The organism is Neorhizobium sp. 2083, assembly GCF_031455615.1.
In the GTDB taxonomy this organism is placed as follows: domain Bacteria; phylum Pseudomonadota; class Alphaproteobacteria; order Rhizobiales; family Rhizobiaceae; genus Neorhizobium.
This window is the reverse complement of the sequence record NZ_JAVDTC010000004.1, coordinates 263,208-280,622: the sequence shown is the minus strand read 5'-3', so window position 1 is coordinate 280,622 and position 17,415 is coordinate 263,208. Positions and strand designations below refer to the sequence as shown.

The 17,415-nt window shown below is 63.0% G+C and carries 14 protein-coding genes; 9 read left to right on the top strand and 5 right to left on the bottom strand.

Annotated features, from left to right (window positions below; translation table 11 throughout):
- Nucleotides 1–9: 9 nt before the first annotated feature.
- Entirely contained in the window at nt 10–645 is a 636-nt protein-coding gene (locus J2X76_RS17435) for a LysE family translocator (protein ID WP_113127069.1), read from the top strand.
- A gap of 102 nt (nt 646–747) precedes the next feature.
- Nucleotides 748–1,875 carry a transglycosylase SLT domain-containing protein gene (locus J2X76_RS17430; RefSeq protein WP_310218476.1) on the top strand — a complete coding sequence of 376 codons (1,128 nt, stop codon included), beginning with the start codon at nt 748–750 and terminating at the stop codon, nt 1,873–1,875.
- A 41-nt stretch (nt 1,876–1,916) separates the two neighbouring features.
- On the opposite strand, the gene J2X76_RS17425 is transcribed toward J2X76_RS17430, so the two are convergent.
- Nucleotides 1,917–3,269, bottom strand: coding sequence for a serine hydrolase (locus tag J2X76_RS17425; RefSeq protein WP_310218474.1), 1,353 nt, complete (start codon nt 3,267–3,269; stop codon nt 1,917–1,919).
- 166 nt (nt 3,270–3,435) lie between these two features.
- Between J2X76_RS17425 and J2X76_RS17420 the strand changes: the two genes are divergently transcribed.
- The 5 genes from J2X76_RS17420 (at nt 3,436) to J2X76_RS17400 (ending at nt 8,647) form a co-directional block, all read left to right on the top strand.
- Nucleotides 3,436–4,683: a DUF3419 family protein gene (locus J2X76_RS17420; protein ID WP_310218472.1), complete on the top strand. Its 1,248-nt coding sequence runs from the start codon at nt 3,436–3,438 to the stop codon at nt 4,681–4,683.
- 11 nt (nt 4,684–4,694) lie between these two features.
- Nucleotides 4,695–5,351, top strand: coding sequence for a class I SAM-dependent methyltransferase (locus J2X76_RS17415; protein WP_310218469.1), 657 nt, complete (start codon nt 4,695–4,697; stop codon nt 5,349–5,351).
- Between the two features lie 146 nt (nt 5,352–5,497).
- Nucleotides 5,498–6,283: a GH25 family lysozyme gene (locus tag J2X76_RS17410; RefSeq protein ID WP_113127297.1), complete on the top strand. Its 786-nt coding sequence runs from the start codon at nt 5,498–5,500 to the stop codon at nt 6,281–6,283.
- A 140-nt stretch (nt 6,284–6,423) separates the two neighbouring features.
- A complete protein-coding gene (locus J2X76_RS17405) occupies nt 6,424–7,626 on the top strand; it encodes a lytic murein transglycosylase (protein WP_310218466.1) in 1,203 nt (400 codons plus the stop codon).
- 91 nt (nt 7,627–7,717) lie between these two features.
- Nucleotides 7,718–8,647: a DMT family transporter gene (locus J2X76_RS17400; RefSeq protein WP_113127074.1), complete on the top strand. Its 930-nt coding sequence runs from the start codon at nt 7,718–7,720 to the stop codon at nt 8,645–8,647.
- A 421-nt stretch (nt 8,648–9,068) separates the two neighbouring features.
- Here J2X76_RS17400 and metF read toward each other — a convergent pair whose 3' ends face one another.
- The 4 genes from metF to ettA all read right to left on the bottom strand — a co-directional run bounded on the left by metF (nt 9,069) and on the right by ettA (nt 15,294).
- Entirely contained in the window at nt 9,069–9,956 is an 888-nt protein-coding gene (gene metF, locus J2X76_RS17395; RefSeq protein ID WP_113127075.1) for a methylenetetrahydrofolate reductase [NAD(P)H], read from the bottom strand.
- 13 nt (nt 9,957–9,969) lie between these two features.
- On the bottom strand, nt 9,970–10,968 hold the full coding sequence (locus J2X76_RS17390) for a metalloregulator ArsR/SmtB family transcription factor (RefSeq protein ID WP_113127076.1): 999 nt from the start codon (nt 10,966–10,968) through the stop codon (nt 9,970–9,972).
- 154 nt (nt 10,969–11,122) lie between these two features.
- Nucleotides 11,123–13,420, bottom strand: coding sequence for a methyl-accepting chemotaxis protein (locus J2X76_RS17385; RefSeq protein WP_310218461.1), 2,298 nt, complete (start codon nt 13,418–13,420; stop codon nt 11,123–11,125).
- A gap of 224 nt (nt 13,421–13,644) precedes the next feature.
- Entirely contained in the window at nt 13,645–15,294 is a 1,650-nt protein-coding gene (gene ettA / locus J2X76_RS17380) for an energy-dependent translational throttle protein EttA (protein WP_310218458.1), read from the bottom strand.
- A 91-nt stretch (nt 15,295–15,385) separates the two neighbouring features.
- On the opposite strand from ettA, the gene J2X76_RS17375 reads away from it, so the two are divergent.
- Together J2X76_RS17375 and J2X76_RS17370 are read left to right on the top strand one after the other, a co-directional pair.
- Nucleotides 15,386–16,324 carry an alpha/beta hydrolase gene (locus J2X76_RS17375; protein WP_310218456.1) on the top strand — a complete coding sequence of 313 codons (939 nt, stop codon included), beginning with the start codon at nt 15,386–15,388 and terminating at the stop codon, nt 16,322–16,324.
- 128 nt (nt 16,325–16,452) lie between these two features.
- Nucleotides 16,453–17,415: a DMT family transporter gene (locus J2X76_RS17370; RefSeq protein ID WP_310218454.1), complete on the top strand. Its 963-nt coding sequence runs from the start codon at nt 16,453–16,455 to the stop codon at nt 17,413–17,415.

Genomic DNA, 17,415 nt, shown 5'->3' with positions numbered 1-17,415 from the left:
GGAAATGGAATGACGGCTGACATCTGGCTCGCTTTTGCTGCGACCGCGATCTTTCTCGCCCTCCTTCCGAGCCCTCTCGCTTGCCTGACCGCCAGTTTTTCGCTCCAGCGCGGTCGCCGCACGGCGATCGCCACGGTTCCGGGGCTTGCCGTCGGAATGTCGGCGGCCCTGATCGTGGCGATGATCCCCATGGCCCTGATCGCCGTCTACCTTCCCAAGCTCATCGACGTGATCTCCTGGGCAGGGCTCGGCTACCTGATGCTCTATGTGCTCTGGTCCTACCAGGACCCGCGAATCTCCGGGCCGATTGCCGACAACGACAATCTTCCGGAATGTCGTGCAGCGCGAATCTTCGGGTGCCTGTTCGGCAAGTCCGCTTTCCAGGCCCGTTATTCCGTCGTCCTTGCGGCGGTGCTCGCACAGTTCATCGAGCCGGACCGCGCGCTCCTGCCCCAGCTTCTCGAAATGCAGGCGACCTTCCTTGTCTGCGCGGCGCTTGGCGCTGGAATTCACGTGATTTTTCCGCGCCGCGTGCTCAGCCGCAAACGCCGGCCCGCCAACCTCAATTCCGCTTCGCGCAAGCCCCAGACGCGCTTCATTTCGCGCCGCGCAGTTACCGCCGGCTATCGCCGGATCGCCGCCTGACGCTCTCCGTCTTGCCGGACGCCGCCCAATAGGTTAATGGAAACGCTCGTTTAGTGGCGTTTGGGCGGACTGGGGTAACCAATTTTTCATGAAAGCGACCCAATGGCGATAATCCGTTTCCTCGGCCGCGGGACGGCTGTGGCCTGTGCCGTTTCCTCGGTTCTCGCCGGATGTTCGAGCGTCGAACGCGAGCAGAAGCTGGCAGCGACGCAGTCGGTCGCCCCGATCAACGGCCAGGCGAACGGTCAGACGATCGGACCTGTCCAGGCGGCCTCCGCGGACAGCCAGACGACCACCCAGTATAAGGCCGACCTGCCCGTCTACGGCCCGGTCCAGGTCGCGGGCCAGACGCCCCCTCCGGGAGTTCAGCTTGCCTCGACCGCCCAGACCGACGGCATTCAGCCGACCGTAGCGCTGGCCAAGACCACCAGGCTTCCCATTCCGATGCCCGCCGCCGCCGATGCGATGTCCGTGCAGTCGGCCGCAATGGCATCGCCCGCCATGGCCCCGCTCGTCGCTTTCGCGCCGGCGCCCGGCCCGGCGATGATGCCGCCGCCGGTTGCGCCGACCACCTCGACGATCCTCGCTTCGGCCCAGCCGGCAAGCCCTGCGATGCAGAAGGGCGGCCGCCTCGTGTCGCCGCCGATCGCACCGGCCGTCACCGAAGGCCGGATCCAGCCGGCAGCCGCCTCGGCGATCGCGCTGGACGAACCGGAACTCACGCCGGACATGGTCGCGTTGCAGAGCGTCGTACCGACCCCTCGTCCGGCGACCGCGACGCTTGCCTATGCATCACAGCCGAGAGCGATTGCCGCATTGTCGGCCATGGAATTTCCGCCTGCCCCCGGCGAGCCGATGCCGACCACGGCATCCGATGCGCCGCCGGAATTGAACAAGCTCATCAAGCGTTATGCCGGCATGTACGGCGTGCCGGAATCGCTGGTACATCGCGTCGTGCATCGGGAAAGCAAGTACGATCCCAAGGCCTATCACAAGAACGGCTATTGGGGCCTCATGCAGATCAAATATTCGACCGCCAAGTCGATGGGCTACGAAGGCCCGCCGGCCGGCCTGCTCGACGCCGAGACCAACCTCAAATACGCGATCAAGTATCTGCGCGGCGCATGGCTCGTCGCCGACAACAAAAACGACAATGCCATCAAGCTTTATGCGCGCGGCTATTATTATGACGCCAAGCGCAAGGACATGCTGGACGTCCTGGAGAAGTGAGCCGGGGCTGAAAGGCCCGAGCAAAATGATCAAGCGGCGCCTCAGGGCGCCGTTGTCGTTTTGACCACCTCGGCGACAAGCCGCGTCGGATCGTAACGGTTCCAGCTCGGCGTCAGCCCGAGTCTCACCACCACGAGATCGAGCGACGGGATGACCGTGATCGTCTGCCCGTCATGCCCCTGCAGGAAAAACGCATCCGCCGGCATGCCCGGATTGTCCTTTCCCGGCAACCAGGTCTGCATCTTCGAATAACGGCCGTTCGACGCGGCATTCGGCTGATGCATCAGCGTGACAAAACCCTCGGGCAGGATCCGGTTGCCGTTCCAGACGCCGTCACGGGCGAGCAGCAGCCCGATCCGGGCCCAGTCGCGCGCGGTCGCGTACATATAGGAACTGCCGACAAACGTGCCGGCCGCATCTGCCTCCATGACCGCACTCGTCATGCCGAGCGGGCCGAACAGGGCGGCGCGGGGATAGGAGAGCGCCGCAGCCCGGTCGCCGATCTTGTCCATCCAGATTTTCGAGAGCATCACCGCCGTGCCGGAAGAATAGCTGAACCGCGAGCCGGGATCCGCCTCGAGCGGCTGGTCGGCGGCGAAACTCGCCATGTCCGGCTCGAGATAGAGCATGCGCGTCACGTCCGCGACCGCGCCGTAATCCTCGTTGAAGGCAAGCCCGCTCTCCATGGCGGCGAGGTCGGCGATCCGGATATCGCCGCGCTGGTTGCCCTGCCATTGCGCAAACAGGCCCTTGTCTTCCAGCGACAGCTTTCCGGCGCGGACCAGCGTGCCGATGATTGCGGCATTGACGGTCTTGGTCATCGACCAGCCGATCAGCGGCGTCTCCTTCGAAAAGCCTGCAGAATAGGTCTCGCCGACGATCCGTCCTTTCTTGACCACGACCACCGCCCGCATGCCCGGACCGGCAAGCGCCGCATCTGAAAGAAGCCGCGTAACCGACGGATCGGACTCCACTTTTCCACCGTCCGGCCAGAGCGCGGAGGGGTCGGCTGCCGTAACGGCAGGCACCGGCGCGCTGGCGGCGGCGGCCGGCGCCGCATCGGGCGTGACGGCGCAGCCAAGCCCTTCGCGGAATACCGCGTCATTGCCGGCGAAAATGCCGAGCAGCGCCGCATGAACGCGCTTTTCCGTTCGATCGACGGAGACCTGCATCAATCGCAGAAGCGGATGGCCCGGCGCCTGCACGTCCACGGAAAGAACCTCGCCACTGTCGCGGCCGGCAAGGAAGACGTTCGAGCAGACCATCTTGGCCGAATAGCCGCTGCCGACCCTCAGCAGTTCCGGCGGCGACGTATGGAGCCAGATCCCAAGCCCAATCAGGCCGACGACGATGACACCGACGAGGATTTTCACGAATCGGACCAAGAACCGCATGCCTGCCTCCCGTTTCAGGGCCCGCATGCAATCAGGATTCTTCGGAGCACGGAAGGGGTGATCGGCCGCTCGGCGCCGATTGCCGGACTGGACACAGGCGGCGTCATCAATCTGTAGCATGACGGGTTTACACGCGCTGAAACTCTGGACAAGGCGGGACTCGACCATGGCGGATATTGCACAGGAAGCCGGTTTTCGGAAAAACCAGAAGCTCAAGGACGCGCTTCTGCAGCATAAAGCGCTCTCCCGGCAGGGTTTCTCGGAAAGGCTTTTCGGCCTTCTGTTCTCCGGGCTCGTCTATCCGCAGATCTGGGAAGACCCGGAAGTCGACATGACCGCCATGGAGCTTTCCGACCGGCATTCGATCGTCACCATCGGCTCGGGCGGCTGCAACATGCTCGCCTATCTCTCGCGCTCGCCGAAGAAGATCGATGTGGTCGATTTGAACCCGCATCACGTCGCGCTGAACCGCCTGAAACTCGCCGCCTTCCGCCACCTGCCGGGCCATGGCGATGTCGTGCGCCATTTCGGCATGGACGGCGTGCGCACCAACAGCAAGAGCTACGACACCTTCATCGCCCCGAACCTCGATGCCGCGACCCGCGCCTACTGGGACAAACGCTCGCTCACCGGCAGCCGCCGGATCGAAGTGTTCGACCGCAACATCTACAAGACGGGCCTGCTCGGCCGTTTCATCGGCGCCGGCCACCTGATCGCCCGCCTGCACGGCATCAACCTGACGGAAATGGCGAATGCCAAGTCGCTGCGCGAGCAGCGCCAGTTCTTCGACGACCGTATCGCGCCGCTGTTCGACAAGCCGCTGATCCGCTGGATCACCAGCCGCAAGAGCTCGCTGTTCGGCCTCGGCATTCCGCCGCAGCAATATGACGAGCTGGCGAGCCTCGCCTCCGATGGCTCGATCGCGCCGGTCCTGCGCCAGCGCCTCGAAAAGCTCGCCTGCCACTTCCCGCTGCGCGACAACTATTTCGCCTGGCAGGCCTTCGCCCGCCGTTATCCGAAGCCGGAGGAAGGCACGCTGCCGACCTACCTCAAGGCGGAAAACTACCGCGCCATCCGCGACAATGCCGAGCGCGTCACGGTCCATCATGCCAGCTTCACCGAGCTTCTGGCGCAGAAGGCCGCCGGTTCGGTCGATCGTTACGTCCTCCTCGACGCGCAGGACTGGATGAACGACGAACAGCTGAACGACGTCTGGTCGGAGATCACCCGCACCGCCGCCCCCGGCGCGCGCGTGATCTTCCGCACCGCCGCTGAAAAGAGCGTGCTCGACGGCCGCCTTTCATCCGCACTGTTCGACCAGTGGACCTATCTGGAAGAGCGCTCCAACGAACTGAACCTCGAGGATCGCTCGGCGATCTACGGCGGCTTCCACATCTATGTGAAAAAAGCCTGATGGCGGCGGACATGGCGAGCAGCCCCCTGTCGAATGGCCACGCCGAGCGCATGGACCGGATGTACCGGTACCAGCGCCATATCTACGACATCACCCGCAAATATTACCTCTTCGGCCGTGACAGGGCGATTGCGGGATTGAACGTCCCGCCGAATGCCTCGCTGCTCGAGGTCGGCTGCGGCACGGGCCGAAACCTTGCCCTCGCCCACCGGCACTATCCGGCGGCCAGGCTCTACGGTCTCGATATCTCCGCCGAAATGCTGGAAAGCGCCCGGGCCAATTTCCGCGGCCAACCGGTTATGCCGGAATTCCAAGTCGCCGATGCCACCAGTTTCACGGCGGAGGAATTCGGCGCCACCGGTTTCGACCGCATCCTCATCTCCTACGCCCTGTCGATGATTCCCGATTGGGAAAAGGCGATCGACGCCTCGCTTGCGGCGCTCGCGCCGCACGGTTCGCTGCATATCGTCGATTTCGGCCAGCAGGAACGGCTGCCCGCCTGGTTCGGACGGCTTTTGAAGGCGTGGCTCATGCGTTTCCACGTCACGCCGCGGCCGAATCTGCACGAAGTGCTCGAAAGCAAGCTTGCCGCAGCCGATGCCGACATGATCTTCGAGGAGATCGGCGGAGGTTATGCCTGGCACGCGGTCATCCGCCGCCGGAGCTGAATCCCGCACATCCTGGCGTTTCTGGGAGGAATTCCCCTTGCCCTAACCGATTTTTTACGACGTTATGGTGAACATGGAGTTCACGCCTCCCTGTTTCGCGTCGAACGGGGCAAGAGGCTTCCACATCGACACCACACGGGATGTTCATGCCTCGGCTCCTTCTGGCCCTCCTTGCGACCGCGCTCCTTGCCACGGGATGCACCTCCTCAAGTTATGACCTGATGGAAACCTCATCGGTCAAGAAGATGCGGTTCAAGGACAATGATCCGCAGGATTTCGGCAAGAACCATCCGGGCCTGCATGAAATCCATGGCATCGACGTCTCGAAGTGGAACGGCACCGACATCGACTGGCCGGCGGTCAGAAAGTCCGGCATCGCTTTCGTGTTCATCAAGGCGACGGAAGGCAAGGATCGCATCGATCCGACCTTCGAGCTGAACTGGCGTGGCGCCGCGTCCGCGGGCATCCCATACGCCCCCTATCACTTCTATTATTTCTGCTCGACGGCCGACGAACAGGCCGACTGGTTCATCAACAATGTTCCCAAGGATGCGGTGAAGCTGCCGCCTGTCCTCGACATGGAATGGAACCAGTCGTCGCCGACCTGCAAGACCCGTCCGGACCCCGAAACGGTGCGGGCCTCCATGCAGCGCTTCATGGATCGCCTCGAAGCCTATTACGGCAAGCGGCCGATCATCTATACCTCGGTGGATTTCCACCGCGACAATCTGGTCGGCGCGTTCAACAATTACCATTTCTGGCTGCGTGCCGTGGCGCAGCATCCGACCAAGATCTACCCGGATCGCCGCTGGGCTTTCTGGCAATATACCTCGACGGGAATCGTGCCGGGCATCAAGGGCGAGATGGATATCAACGTCTTTGCGGGCACGTCCAAGAACTGGCACAACTGGCTTGCGGCGGCCGGCAAATAGCCGCCGTTCAGCTGGCGAACAGGTGTCTGGCAATGTGTGAGCAGTTGCGATAAAAACTGCGCCACCAGGGCTGCCGTCCACGTTTCGGTCACAAATTTTTCCGAGATCGGAGGCACTCACTCAGATTCTAGGAACGCCGAATGTCCGCTCGTTTTGCTCGCCACATCGCCCTTGCCTCCATTATCACCGGTTGCCTCGCATCCACCGCCCTCGCCCAGTCGCCGGCTCCCGCCTGCGGTGGCGATCTCGGCGCGTTCCTCGCCGGCGTCAAGGCTGAAGCCGTTTCCAAGGGCGCGTCGGCAAGTGCGGCAGACGAGGCCCTCGCTGGCGCCCAGATCGACCAGAAGGTTCTGTCCCGCGATCGGGCCCAGGGCGTCTTCCGCCAGACCTTCCTCGAATTCTCGCAGCGCACCGTCAGCCAGGCGCGCCTCGATATCGGCCGCCAGAAGATCAAGCAATACGCGGATGTGTTTGCCCGCGCGGAGAAGGAATTCGGCGTACCGCCCGGCGTCATCACCGCCTTCTGGGCGATGGAGACCGATTTCGGCGCCGTGCAGGGCGATTTCAACACCCGCAACGCGCTGGTGACGCTTGCGCATGACTGCCGCCGCCCCGAACTTTTCCGCCCGCAGCTGATTGCCCTGATCGAGATGGTCCAGCACGGCGACCTCAACCCGTCCGCCAACACGGGAGCCTGGGCCGGCGAGATCGGCCAGGTGCAGATGCTCCCGAAGGACATCATCGCCCATGGCGTCGATGGAGATGGCGATGGCCATATCAACGTAAAGATGAGCTCCCCGGACGCGATCCTGACCGCCGCCAAATTCATCCAGAGCATGGGCTTCAAGCCCGGCCAGCCGTGGCTCCAGGAAGTGACGCTGCCCGAGAACCTGCCCTGGGACAAGTCCGGGCTCGGCAACGAAATCCCCGCCGGCGAATGGCTCAAGCTGGGCGTCACGCCGCGCGACGGCGTCACCAATTTCGGCAACCTGCCGGCGGCCCTCATTCTGCCCCAGGGCCGCAAGGGACCTGCTTTCCTGACCTATCCCAACTTCAACATCTACCTGGAATGGAACCAGTCGTTCATCTACACGACCTCGGCCGCCTATTTCGCGACCCGTCTTGCCGGCGCCCCGACCTATCAGAAGGGCACTCCGGACCAGGGTCTCGACGATGGCGGCATGAAGGCGCTGCAGACCAAGCTCGAGGCGCTCGGCCACGATATCGGCAAGGTTGACGGCATCCTCGGATCGGGCACCCGCCAGGCCGTCCAGAAGGAACAGGCGCGGCTTGGCCTGCCGGCCGACGGCTGGCCGACCCAGTCGCTGCTCTCCGCTCTCTAAAAAACCGCGATCGGCGCCGCCCGAACGAAATCGGGTGGCGACTCGCGGACCATGACATTATCCCTCGCCTTGACCGCGAGGGAGATACCGCATGACAACCGCCGCCATTTCGAAGCCCGGCGCCACAGTCTGGGCACTGATCCTGCTGCTCGGGCTGATCTGGGGCGGATCCTTCTTCTTCGCGCGCATAGCGGTCCTGGAAGTGCCGCCCTTCACGCTCGTCTTCCTGCGCCTGTCTCTGGCGGCAGCGGCGCTGCACATCTACCTGCGCGGCCGGTTCGGGTTCTATGCGACGCTTCAGGCCCACTGGCGGTCGTTCCTGGTGATGGGCTTCGTCAACAACGCCCTGCCCCACACGCTGATCTTCTTCGGCCAGACCGAAATCGGCGCCGGTCTTGCCTCGATCCTCAACGCCAGCACGCCGATCTGGACGGTGCTGATCGCCAATCGCTGGACCGCCGACGAGAAACTGACGAGCGCCAAGATCGCCGGTTGCCTTGCGGGCCTAGCCGGCACCGCCGTGCTGATCGGCCCGGGCATTACAGCGGCCGCCTCCGTACCGTTCTGGGCGCTGATCCTGCCGGTCCTTGCCGCCATCTCCTACGGGATCGCCGGCACTTACGGCAAACGCTTCCGCGGTCTCCCCGCGCCGGTCAGCGCCGCCGGACAGCTCACCGCCTCCAGCCTGATCATGCTACCGGTGTCGCTGATCTCAGACCAGCCCTGGGCGCTGCCGGCGCCCTCGACGCATGCCGTTCTCGCAATCCTCGGCCTGGCGCTCTTGTCGACCGCCTTCGCCTACCTTCTGTATTTCCGGATTCTTGGGCTGGCCGGCGCCACCAATGCTTCTCTGGTAACGCTCGTCGTGCCGCCGAGCGCCATACTTCTCGGCGCGGTTTTTCTCGGAGAGAGACTCGAGACGACAGACCTGATCGGCATGCTGCTGATCGGTTTCGGCCTCATGCTGCTCGACGGAAGGCTCCTTCGCAGGCGCAGCAAATCGGCGCCGAAAGCCTCATAACGAAGCGAAATCATCACGGAATATGTCGGAAGTTAACAGTCGTACACGGCTTTTTAACTTTGCGGAAATTAAGATTAACGGATGATTTACAATTAAAAATCAGGCGGTTATGAAATTACGGCAGGCACGGCGTCAATAACTCGACGGCGGTGCAGCACAGAAACACGCTTCCCAAGCGGCACAAAATCGACATAAAGTCAGCCCGTCAACGCAAGGAGGCAGACATGGGACGTACATACTCTCTCAATGTCTTGGTAGTCGGTGCAGCGTTTGTGTTTGTGGCATCCATGCTCTTCATTTGAGCGCCACCAGTTTCCACTACCAGCTAAGATATCGCATCCACCACCGTTTGATAATCAGCACTTCCAGTGAAGACGCATGCTCCTTTTGTAGGAGCATGCGTTTTTTCTGAAACGCCGCCTCAGGCGGCGGCAATACGCGGCGCGCGGATCTGACGGCGGCCGAGCCGCTGCAGGACCGCCGATACGAGCGGTGCGCGGTTCATCGTGTAAATGTGGAAGTCGCCGATCCCACGACGGATAAGGTCCTGGATCTGTTCTGCGGCAATATCGGCGGCAACATTGGCGCGATCCTCCGGCCGTTCGTCCAGTCCTTCGAAACGGGCATCGAGGAAGGACGGAACCGAGGAACCGCAGCGGCCGGCGAAACGCTTGAGCTGGGTAAGGTTCTGGATCGGCATGATGCCCGGCACGATCGGGATGGAGATGCCGGCAGCACGCACCTTTTCGAGATAGCGTTCGAAAACGTCGTTGTCGAAGAAGAACTGGGTCAGAGCGCGGGCAGCGCCGGCATCCGCCTTGCGCTTCAGCATTTCGATATCGGCGGAAAGATCAGCGCTTTCCGGGTGCTTTTCGGGATAGGCGGAGACGGAAATATCGAAGCCGCCAAGCTCGGTCAGGCCGCGCACCAGATCCGCCGCATTGGCGTAACCCTGCGGATGCGGGCGATATTCGGTGCCGACACCACTTGCCGGATCGCCGCGCAGCGCAACGATGTGACGGATGCCGGCGGCCCGGTATTCGTTGACGACGGCGTGGGTTTCCTCGCGCGTGGCATCGACGCAGGTCAGGTGTGCGGCGGTGACAAGCGAGGTCTCGCCGACCAGTCGCCGGATCGTGTTGATCGTCGGTGCCTTGGTCGATCCCCCTGCCCCGTAGGTGACAGACACGAAACGCGGATCCCAGAGCGCCAGCTCGTCCACGGTGTCCCAGAGCTGGGCCTCCATCTCGTCCGACTTCGGCGGGAAGAATTCGAAGGAAACGCTGAAAGTTTCGCTATCGGCGGTCATTGGTTCAGCTCCCTTAAAGAACGGTTTGCGGTAGAGAGGATGCATGATGGGCGGCGATCAGCAGGCGGCGGTCACGGGCGAGCCACACGGTGGCCGTCAGCCCGCCTTCCCTGCCGGAGCCGAGGTCGATCGCCTGCTCGACTTCCAGGCCCATCTTCTCCAGCCATTCCGCCATCACCTGATGGGAAAAGCCGAGACGCACATGGGCATGGTCGTCGCGCAGGTATTCGAGCGTATGCGGTGCGAGATCGACGATCAGCAGGCGGCCGCCCGGACGCAGCACGCGGGCCGCCTCGGCGATCGCCAGTTCCGGCTGGTCGAGGAAGTGCAGCACCTGGTGAACGGTGATCAGGTCGAAATCCTGGCCTTCCAGCGGCAGATTGAGGATGTCGCCCTGCCGGACGGATGCCTTGACGATGCCGGCCTTGTCGAGATTGGACCGGGCGACCGAAAGCATGTCGCGGCTCGCGTCGATGCCGACGGCGCGGCGATAGATGCTGGAGAGAAGCTGCAGGATGCGTCCGGTGCCGGTGCCGAGATCGAGGAGCGCGTCGACCGGCGTCGTGCCGATCAGCTTCAGCAGCGCCGATTCGACGGCCGCGTCGCTGACATGCAGGCGCCGAAGCTCATCCCATTCGGAAGCATTGCGGGTAAAATAGGCCTGGGCGCGCTCGGCGCGCAGGCGCTTGACCGTGGTCAGCCGCTCGCTGTCGCGGAGCAGGACCGGATCGTCTTCGAAGGCGGCGGCCAGCAGCGTTCTGACCAGCGTCGCCGCCTTGCCCTCCTGCTTCAACCGGAAATAGGCCCAGGCACCTTCCTGATAACGATCGATCAGCGCTTCCTCGGCCAGCAGCTTCAGGTGCCGGGAAATGCGCGGCTGCGATTGACCCAGGATTTCGGTGAGATCGGTGACCGTCAGGTCTCCGGCAGCCAGAAGTGCGAGCAGGCGAAAGCGCGTCGGCTCGCCGGCCGTTTTCAGTACGTCCACCAGAGTGTCGAGTGACAATCCCATCCAGCCGCATCCTCATGCAATCAACATATAAAGATATGTTTATATGATTTCTCGCCCTTATGCAAGCGGCAACTCATGGGCCGGTTAGAATTGCCCAAAAACACGGAAGGCGGCCGAAGCCGCCCTCTTTGAGTTGTGGTCGTGGCCGGTGGGATCAGAATTCTTCCCATTCGTCGGCCGATTGGGCGAGAGCCGTATTGCCACGCGAGACCGGCGCGCGGGCCGGGATCGGGCGGCTCGGCGCAGCGGCAACCGGGCGGGAGACCGGAGCAGCCGGCGCCCGCATGCGGTTTGCCGTCTCGCGAAGCTGGCTGGAGGCGCCGCCGCCGAGCTGGAAGTGCGACAGCAGATCGCTGAGCTTTCCGCTTTCCTGGGCAAGGCCGGCACCGGCGGCGTTCATCTCCTCGACCATCGCCGCATTCTGCTGGGTCGACTGGTCCATATGGTTGACGGCGGTATTGACCTGCGCCAGGCCCACCGACTGTTCCTGCGCCGCGATCGCGATCGCATCCATGTGGCTGTTGACGGTCTGGACGAGTTGCTCGATGACGCTCAGCCCTTCGCCGGTCTCGCTGACCAGCTTGACGCCTTCGCCGACCGCAACCGCCGAGTTGGAGATCAGCGCCTTGATTTCCTTGGCGGCGTTGGCCGAGCGCTGGGCGAGCTCGCGGACTTCCTGGGCGACGACGGCAAAACCCTTGCCGGCTTCACCGGCACGAGCCGCCTCGACGCCTGCATTGAGGGCCAGAAGATTGGTCTGGAAGGCGATCTCGTCGATGACACCGATGATCTGGCCGATCTGCTGCGACGACTTCTCGATACGCTCCATGGCCGCGACCGCATTGCGGACGACCTGGCCGGACTGGTCGGCGCGTGTCCGGGCGTCGCGGACGACGTCACGGGCTTCGCCGGTACGCTTCGAGGTCGAAACGACGTTTGCGGTGATCTCTTCGAGCGCGGCGGCCGTTTCCTCCAGCGAGGCAGCCTGCTGTTCGGTGCGCTTGGAGAGGTTGTCGGATGCGTCGGAGATCTCCCTCGAACCGCTGGTGACGGTGGCGACCGAATTGCCGACGCTGAGCAGCGCGTCGCGCAGCTGGCGGACGGAGGTATTGAAGTCCTGACGCAGGCCTTCAAACTGCGGCGCCAGGGCCTCGTTCACTTCGCACAGCATGTCGCCTGCCGCCAGACGGCGAAGGTTGGCGGCGAGAGCGCCGGTCGCCTGGATCAGCTTCGCTTCGGCATCGGCCTCGCTCTGGCGCTGCATTTCCAGCCGCTCGGCTTCCGAACGGCGACGGGTAGCCTCCGCCTCCGCTTCCAGCTGAAGATTGCGGATGGCAGCTTCGCGGAAGACCTCGACCGAGCGGGCCATGTCGCCGATGCCGTCCCTGCGATCCGAATAGGGGATGGCCTCCTCGGTATTGCCGGAGGCGAGGCTCGCCATCCGGTCGCCGATCTTGCGGATCGAGCCTGACAGGCTGCGGGCGATCATCACGCTCAGCCCGATGACGGCCACGATGAAGATCGCAAGCGACGCAAAAAGCATCTGCAGGCTGGACGCGGCGTCGGAGGACTTCTCATCGCCCAGCTGCTTCAGCTCGTTCGCCGCCTGCGCGATGATGCCGGAGGTGAACGTGCGACGGTTTTCCATGGCGCGCACCCAGGCGGTGTTGTCGTCGGCACCCGGCGTATAGGGCTTCAGGCTGTCGAGGGCCTTCATCGTGTTGGTGATCAGCTGACCGTCAGCCGTCTGGAAATAGGCGTCGTACTGAGCGATGAGCTTCGGGGACAGGAAGGCGCGCATCGGCTTTTCGAAAAGCCGGACCTGCTGCCGTCCCTGCATGAAACGGGCGGCTTCCTCGACGGTCAAAGCGCCGTTCTTGGCATATTGCTGCCCCATTCGGCTGATGATGACGTAACCGTTGCTGAGTTGGACCAGCGCATGAAAGCCGTCCACATAGCGGGCGAGATCGCGGTCCTCGGTCAGCCCTGCGACACGGCCGATGATATCCAGCGTCTTTTCGGAAACCGGCGTAACGTATTGCGCGGACAGGAGCTGGTTCGTGTCCCCGCTATCGATCTTGGCGCGATATTCCGGCATCCGCAGGAAGCGCTCGTCGGCCGATGTCACAAGCTCGCGCAGGCTGGCCTCGCCGTAACCCTGCGCATCGATGGCCTTGAACTGGCTCACAAGGCGCTTTTCCGCCGCATCGACCGCAGCGCGAGCCTGCGGACGCTGCGCTACGGAACCAAAACTTTCTTCCGGAATGGCGTTCATCAGCTCGCCGGCGGCAAGCGCCAGGCCTTCGAGAGCGACCGCACGGTTCAGGTCCCGGTACTGGTTGTAGGATTCCCAGCTTGCGAATGCGCCAAGCCCAATCACGGCCGCCAGCGGAATGGAAGCAAGAAGTGTCAACGATGTTCGGAAAGGCAGACGTTCGATCAAACGCAGCATGAAATAAACCCTCTGAAGCGGCCCGTCATCATGACAGCGATAAGACCCCTGCAGACATGGCCTACCCGCGCGGAAAGTGCGTCGGGAACCTTTGCGATTGTCTTTATTAGGCTACGTAAAAAATCCCCATAATTTTGGGGGTGCAGAATTCAGCAGTTATTAACTTCGCGCAAAACAAAACCCCGGCAAAGCCGGGGTTCTAACTTAGATGAAGCTAAAAGATATTAACGCGTCAAACGCTTGTGGGCCTGGCTGCCCGGGTTGAGAGCGTCAGGGCCGAGACGGCGGACCTTGTCCTCCTCATAGTCCTCGAAATTGCCTTCGAACCACTCGACATGACCTTCGCCTTCGAAGGCGAGAATATGCGTCGCCAGACGGTCGAGGAACATGCGATCGTGGCTGATGATGATCGCGCAGCCGGCAAAGTTTTCCAGCGCGCTCTCGAGCGCACCCAGCGTTTCCGTATCGAGGTCGTTGGTCGGTTCGTCGAGGAGGAGGACGTTGCCGCCGGCCTTCAGCATCTTGGCGAGGTGAACGCGGTTGCGCTGGCCGCCCGAAAGGTTGCCGACCTTCTGCTGCTGGTCGCCGCCCTTGAAGTTGAAGGCGCCGCAATAGGCTCTGCTGTTCATGTCGAACTTGCCGAGCTTGATCACTTCGGCGCCGCCGGAAATTTCCTCCCACACGGTCTTGTTTGCGTCGAGCGCGTCGCGGCTCTGGTCGACATAACCGAGATGGACGGTGTCGCCGATGCGGATGGAGCCCGAATCCGGGGTTTCCTGGCCGGTGATCATCCTGAACAGCGTCGTCTTGCCGGCGCCGTTCGGGCCGATGATGCCGACGATGCCGCCCGGCGGCAGCTTGATCGACAGGTCCTTGATCAGCGTGCGGCCTTCGAAGCCCTTGGTGATGCCCTCCATCTCGATCACCACCTGGCCGAGACGCTCCGAGACCGGGATGATGATCTGCGCATCGCCGGGGCGCTGCTTTTCGGCGGCTTCCACCAGCTGCTCGTAGGACTTGATACGCGCCTTGGACTTGGCCTGGCGGGCCTTCGGGCTGGATGCGATCCATTCCTGCTCGCGGCTGATCGCCTTCTGGCGGCCGGCTTCCTCGCGGGCTTCCTGCTGCATGCGCTTGGCCTTGGCGGTCAGGTAGGCGGAATAGTTGCCTTCGTAAGGAATGCCGCGGCCGCGGTCGAGCTCGAGGATCCAGCCGGTGACGTTGTCGAGGAAGTAGCGATCGTGGGTGATCATCATCACGGCGCCCGGATAGTCGCGCAGGTGCTTTTCCAGCCAGGCGATGGTTTCGGCGTCCAGATGGTTGGTCGGTTCGTCGAGCAGCAGCAGGTCCGGCTGCGACAGGAGGAGCCGGCAGAGGGCAACGCGGCGGCGCTCACCACCGGAAAGGCTGGTGACTTCCGAATCGCGCGGCGGGCAGCGCAGCGCTTCCATGGCCATCTCGACCTGGCTTTCCAGATCCCAGAGGTTCTGGCTGTCGATGATGTCCTGAAGCTTGGCGCCCTCTTCCGCGGTCTCGTCGGAATAGTTCATCATCAGTTCGTTGTAGCGGTCGAGGACAGCCGTCTTCTTGGCGACGCCTTCCATGACGTTCTCGAACACGGTCTTGCTCGCATCGAGATGCGGCTCCTGCTCAAGATAGCCGACGGTCGCGCCTTCAGCGAGCCAGGCTTCGCCGGTATATTCCTTGTCCTGGCCGGCGATGATGCGCAGCACGGTCGATTTACCGGCGCCGTTCGGGCCGAGGATGCCGATCTTGGCATCCGGATAGAATGACAGATTGACGTTCTCGAGGATTTTCTTGGCGCCGTAGGACTTGTTGAGTCCCGACATGTGATAGATGAACTGACGTGCCATGGATAAAAGTGCTCCGGGGGGAATTTCGGTTTGCCGCTATGTAGGCGAATTGGGAGCCGGGAGCAATGCGCGAGCGGTCGAGGGAGCGAGGATGTTCGACGAAACGAGGCGGTTTTCGAGCCCGACAGGCGCAAGCCTTGCCTATCACTACCAGCCGGCGACGGAACCGCCCGCCGCCATCCTGCTGATCTCGCACGGACTTGCCGAGCATTCGAGGCGCTACAAGCCTTTCGCCGAAGCGATGGCCGCTCACGGCTTTCACATCTACGCCTTCGACCATCGCGGCCATGGCGAAACGACCGCGCCGGATGCACCGATCGGTCGCTTTGCCAGGCACGACGGCGTCAGCCTGGTGCTGGAGGACGTCAAGGCCATGCGTGACATGGCGGCAGGCGCCCATCCCGGCCTGCCTGTCCTGCTTTTCGGCCACTCGATGGGCGGCCTGATCGCGCTCAATGCCGCCGTCGATTATCCCGAGAGCTTCGATGCGGTTGCGGTCTGGAATTCCAACTTCCATCCGGGCCCCGCGGGCCGCGCCGCCCAGGTGATCCTGCGCATCGAAAAAGCCTTGAAAGGCTCGGACGTCCCGAGCGGGCTTCTGCCGAAACTCACTTTCGGCGCCTGGGGGAAATCCATTCCGGGCCACCGCACCGAGTTCGACTGGCTGAGCCACGACCCGGAGATCGTCGATGCCTATATCGCCGATCCGCTCTGCGGTTTCGATGCCAGCGTCTCGCTGTGGCTCGACCTTTTTGAACTCACCTTCCGCGCGCCAAAAATGATCGACCGGCTGGCGAAGAATCTGCCGATCCACCTGATCGGCGGAGCGGAAGACCCGGCCACCAATGGCGGCCGCGAAATCCTGTGGCTCTCGGAGCATTTCAAGAGCTGCGGCTTTTCGAATGTCACCACCAAGGTCTGGCCCGGCACGCGCCACGAGACGCTCAACGATACGGTGCGGGCGCGCGCCACCGCCGAATTCGCCGCCTGGGCGCGGTCCTCCCTGCCCGCCCCGGCGACGACGGTCTGAACCGGCGGTCCGTATCGGGCGGCCAACACCTCAGGCGGCCAGGACGGCAAGCGGCCAGACAGCAAACGGAATGAGTTCATGACATTTAATCAAGTGCTTCCGGGGCCGGTCCCGGCTATAGGAAATCCATGAATTCGTCGCCCGCAAGCCTTGCCGCATCAGCCCCGAACCGGATCGTCAACGGCCTCGGCCTGATGATCGTCGCGATGCTGATCGCCCCGTTCATCGACATCTTTTCAAAGCTTGCGACCGATACCGCGTCACCCACCTTCATTACCGCGGCCCGCTTCGTCTTCCAGGCGCTCTGCATGCTGCCGATTGTGCTCTGGAACGGTTACTGGCGGGCATTCTCCTGGCGGCTCAGCGCCTTTCACGCCATTCGTGCGACCCTCATCACCGTCTCGATGGTCTGTTTCGTCGCGACGCTGGCGGTTATGGAAGTGGCCGACGCGATCGCCATCTTCTTCGTCGAGCCGATCATCCTGACCGTTCTCTCCAGCATCTTTCTCAAGGAGACGATCGGCTGGCGGCGTTACACCGCCTGCGCCACCGGCTTCGTCGGCGCCATGATCGTCATCCGCCCGAGCTTCCAGGAGATCGGCTTCGTGGCGCTGCTGCCGATCGTCACCGCCTTCTGCGTGGCGATCTTCGCGCTCCTGACGCGGGCGCTGGCGCATCGGGAAGACCCGTGGTCGATGCAGTTCCAGATGGCGCTCTGGGGCATTCCGATCTCCGCGATCCTGCTGATTGTCGGCGACCATACTGGCATCGCCTTCCTGATGCCCTCCATGCCGGACGGAAAGACCCTGATATGGCTTGCCGGCGTCGGCGTGTTCGCCGCACTTTCGGGCGTCCTGGCCGTCTATGCCTATCGCGCCGCTCCGGCATCGGTGATCGCGCCGCTGCAATATTTCGAGATCGTCTCGGCGACGCTGTTCGGCTGGCTGGTCTTCGGCGATTTCCCCGATCCGATCAAATGGCTTGGCATTTCGATCATCATCGGCTCCGGCCTCTACATCATCTGGCGGGAACGCCGCGTCGCCTCCATCAAGCCGGTCACCAGTGCCGCCAAATCAACCATGACCCCGTGA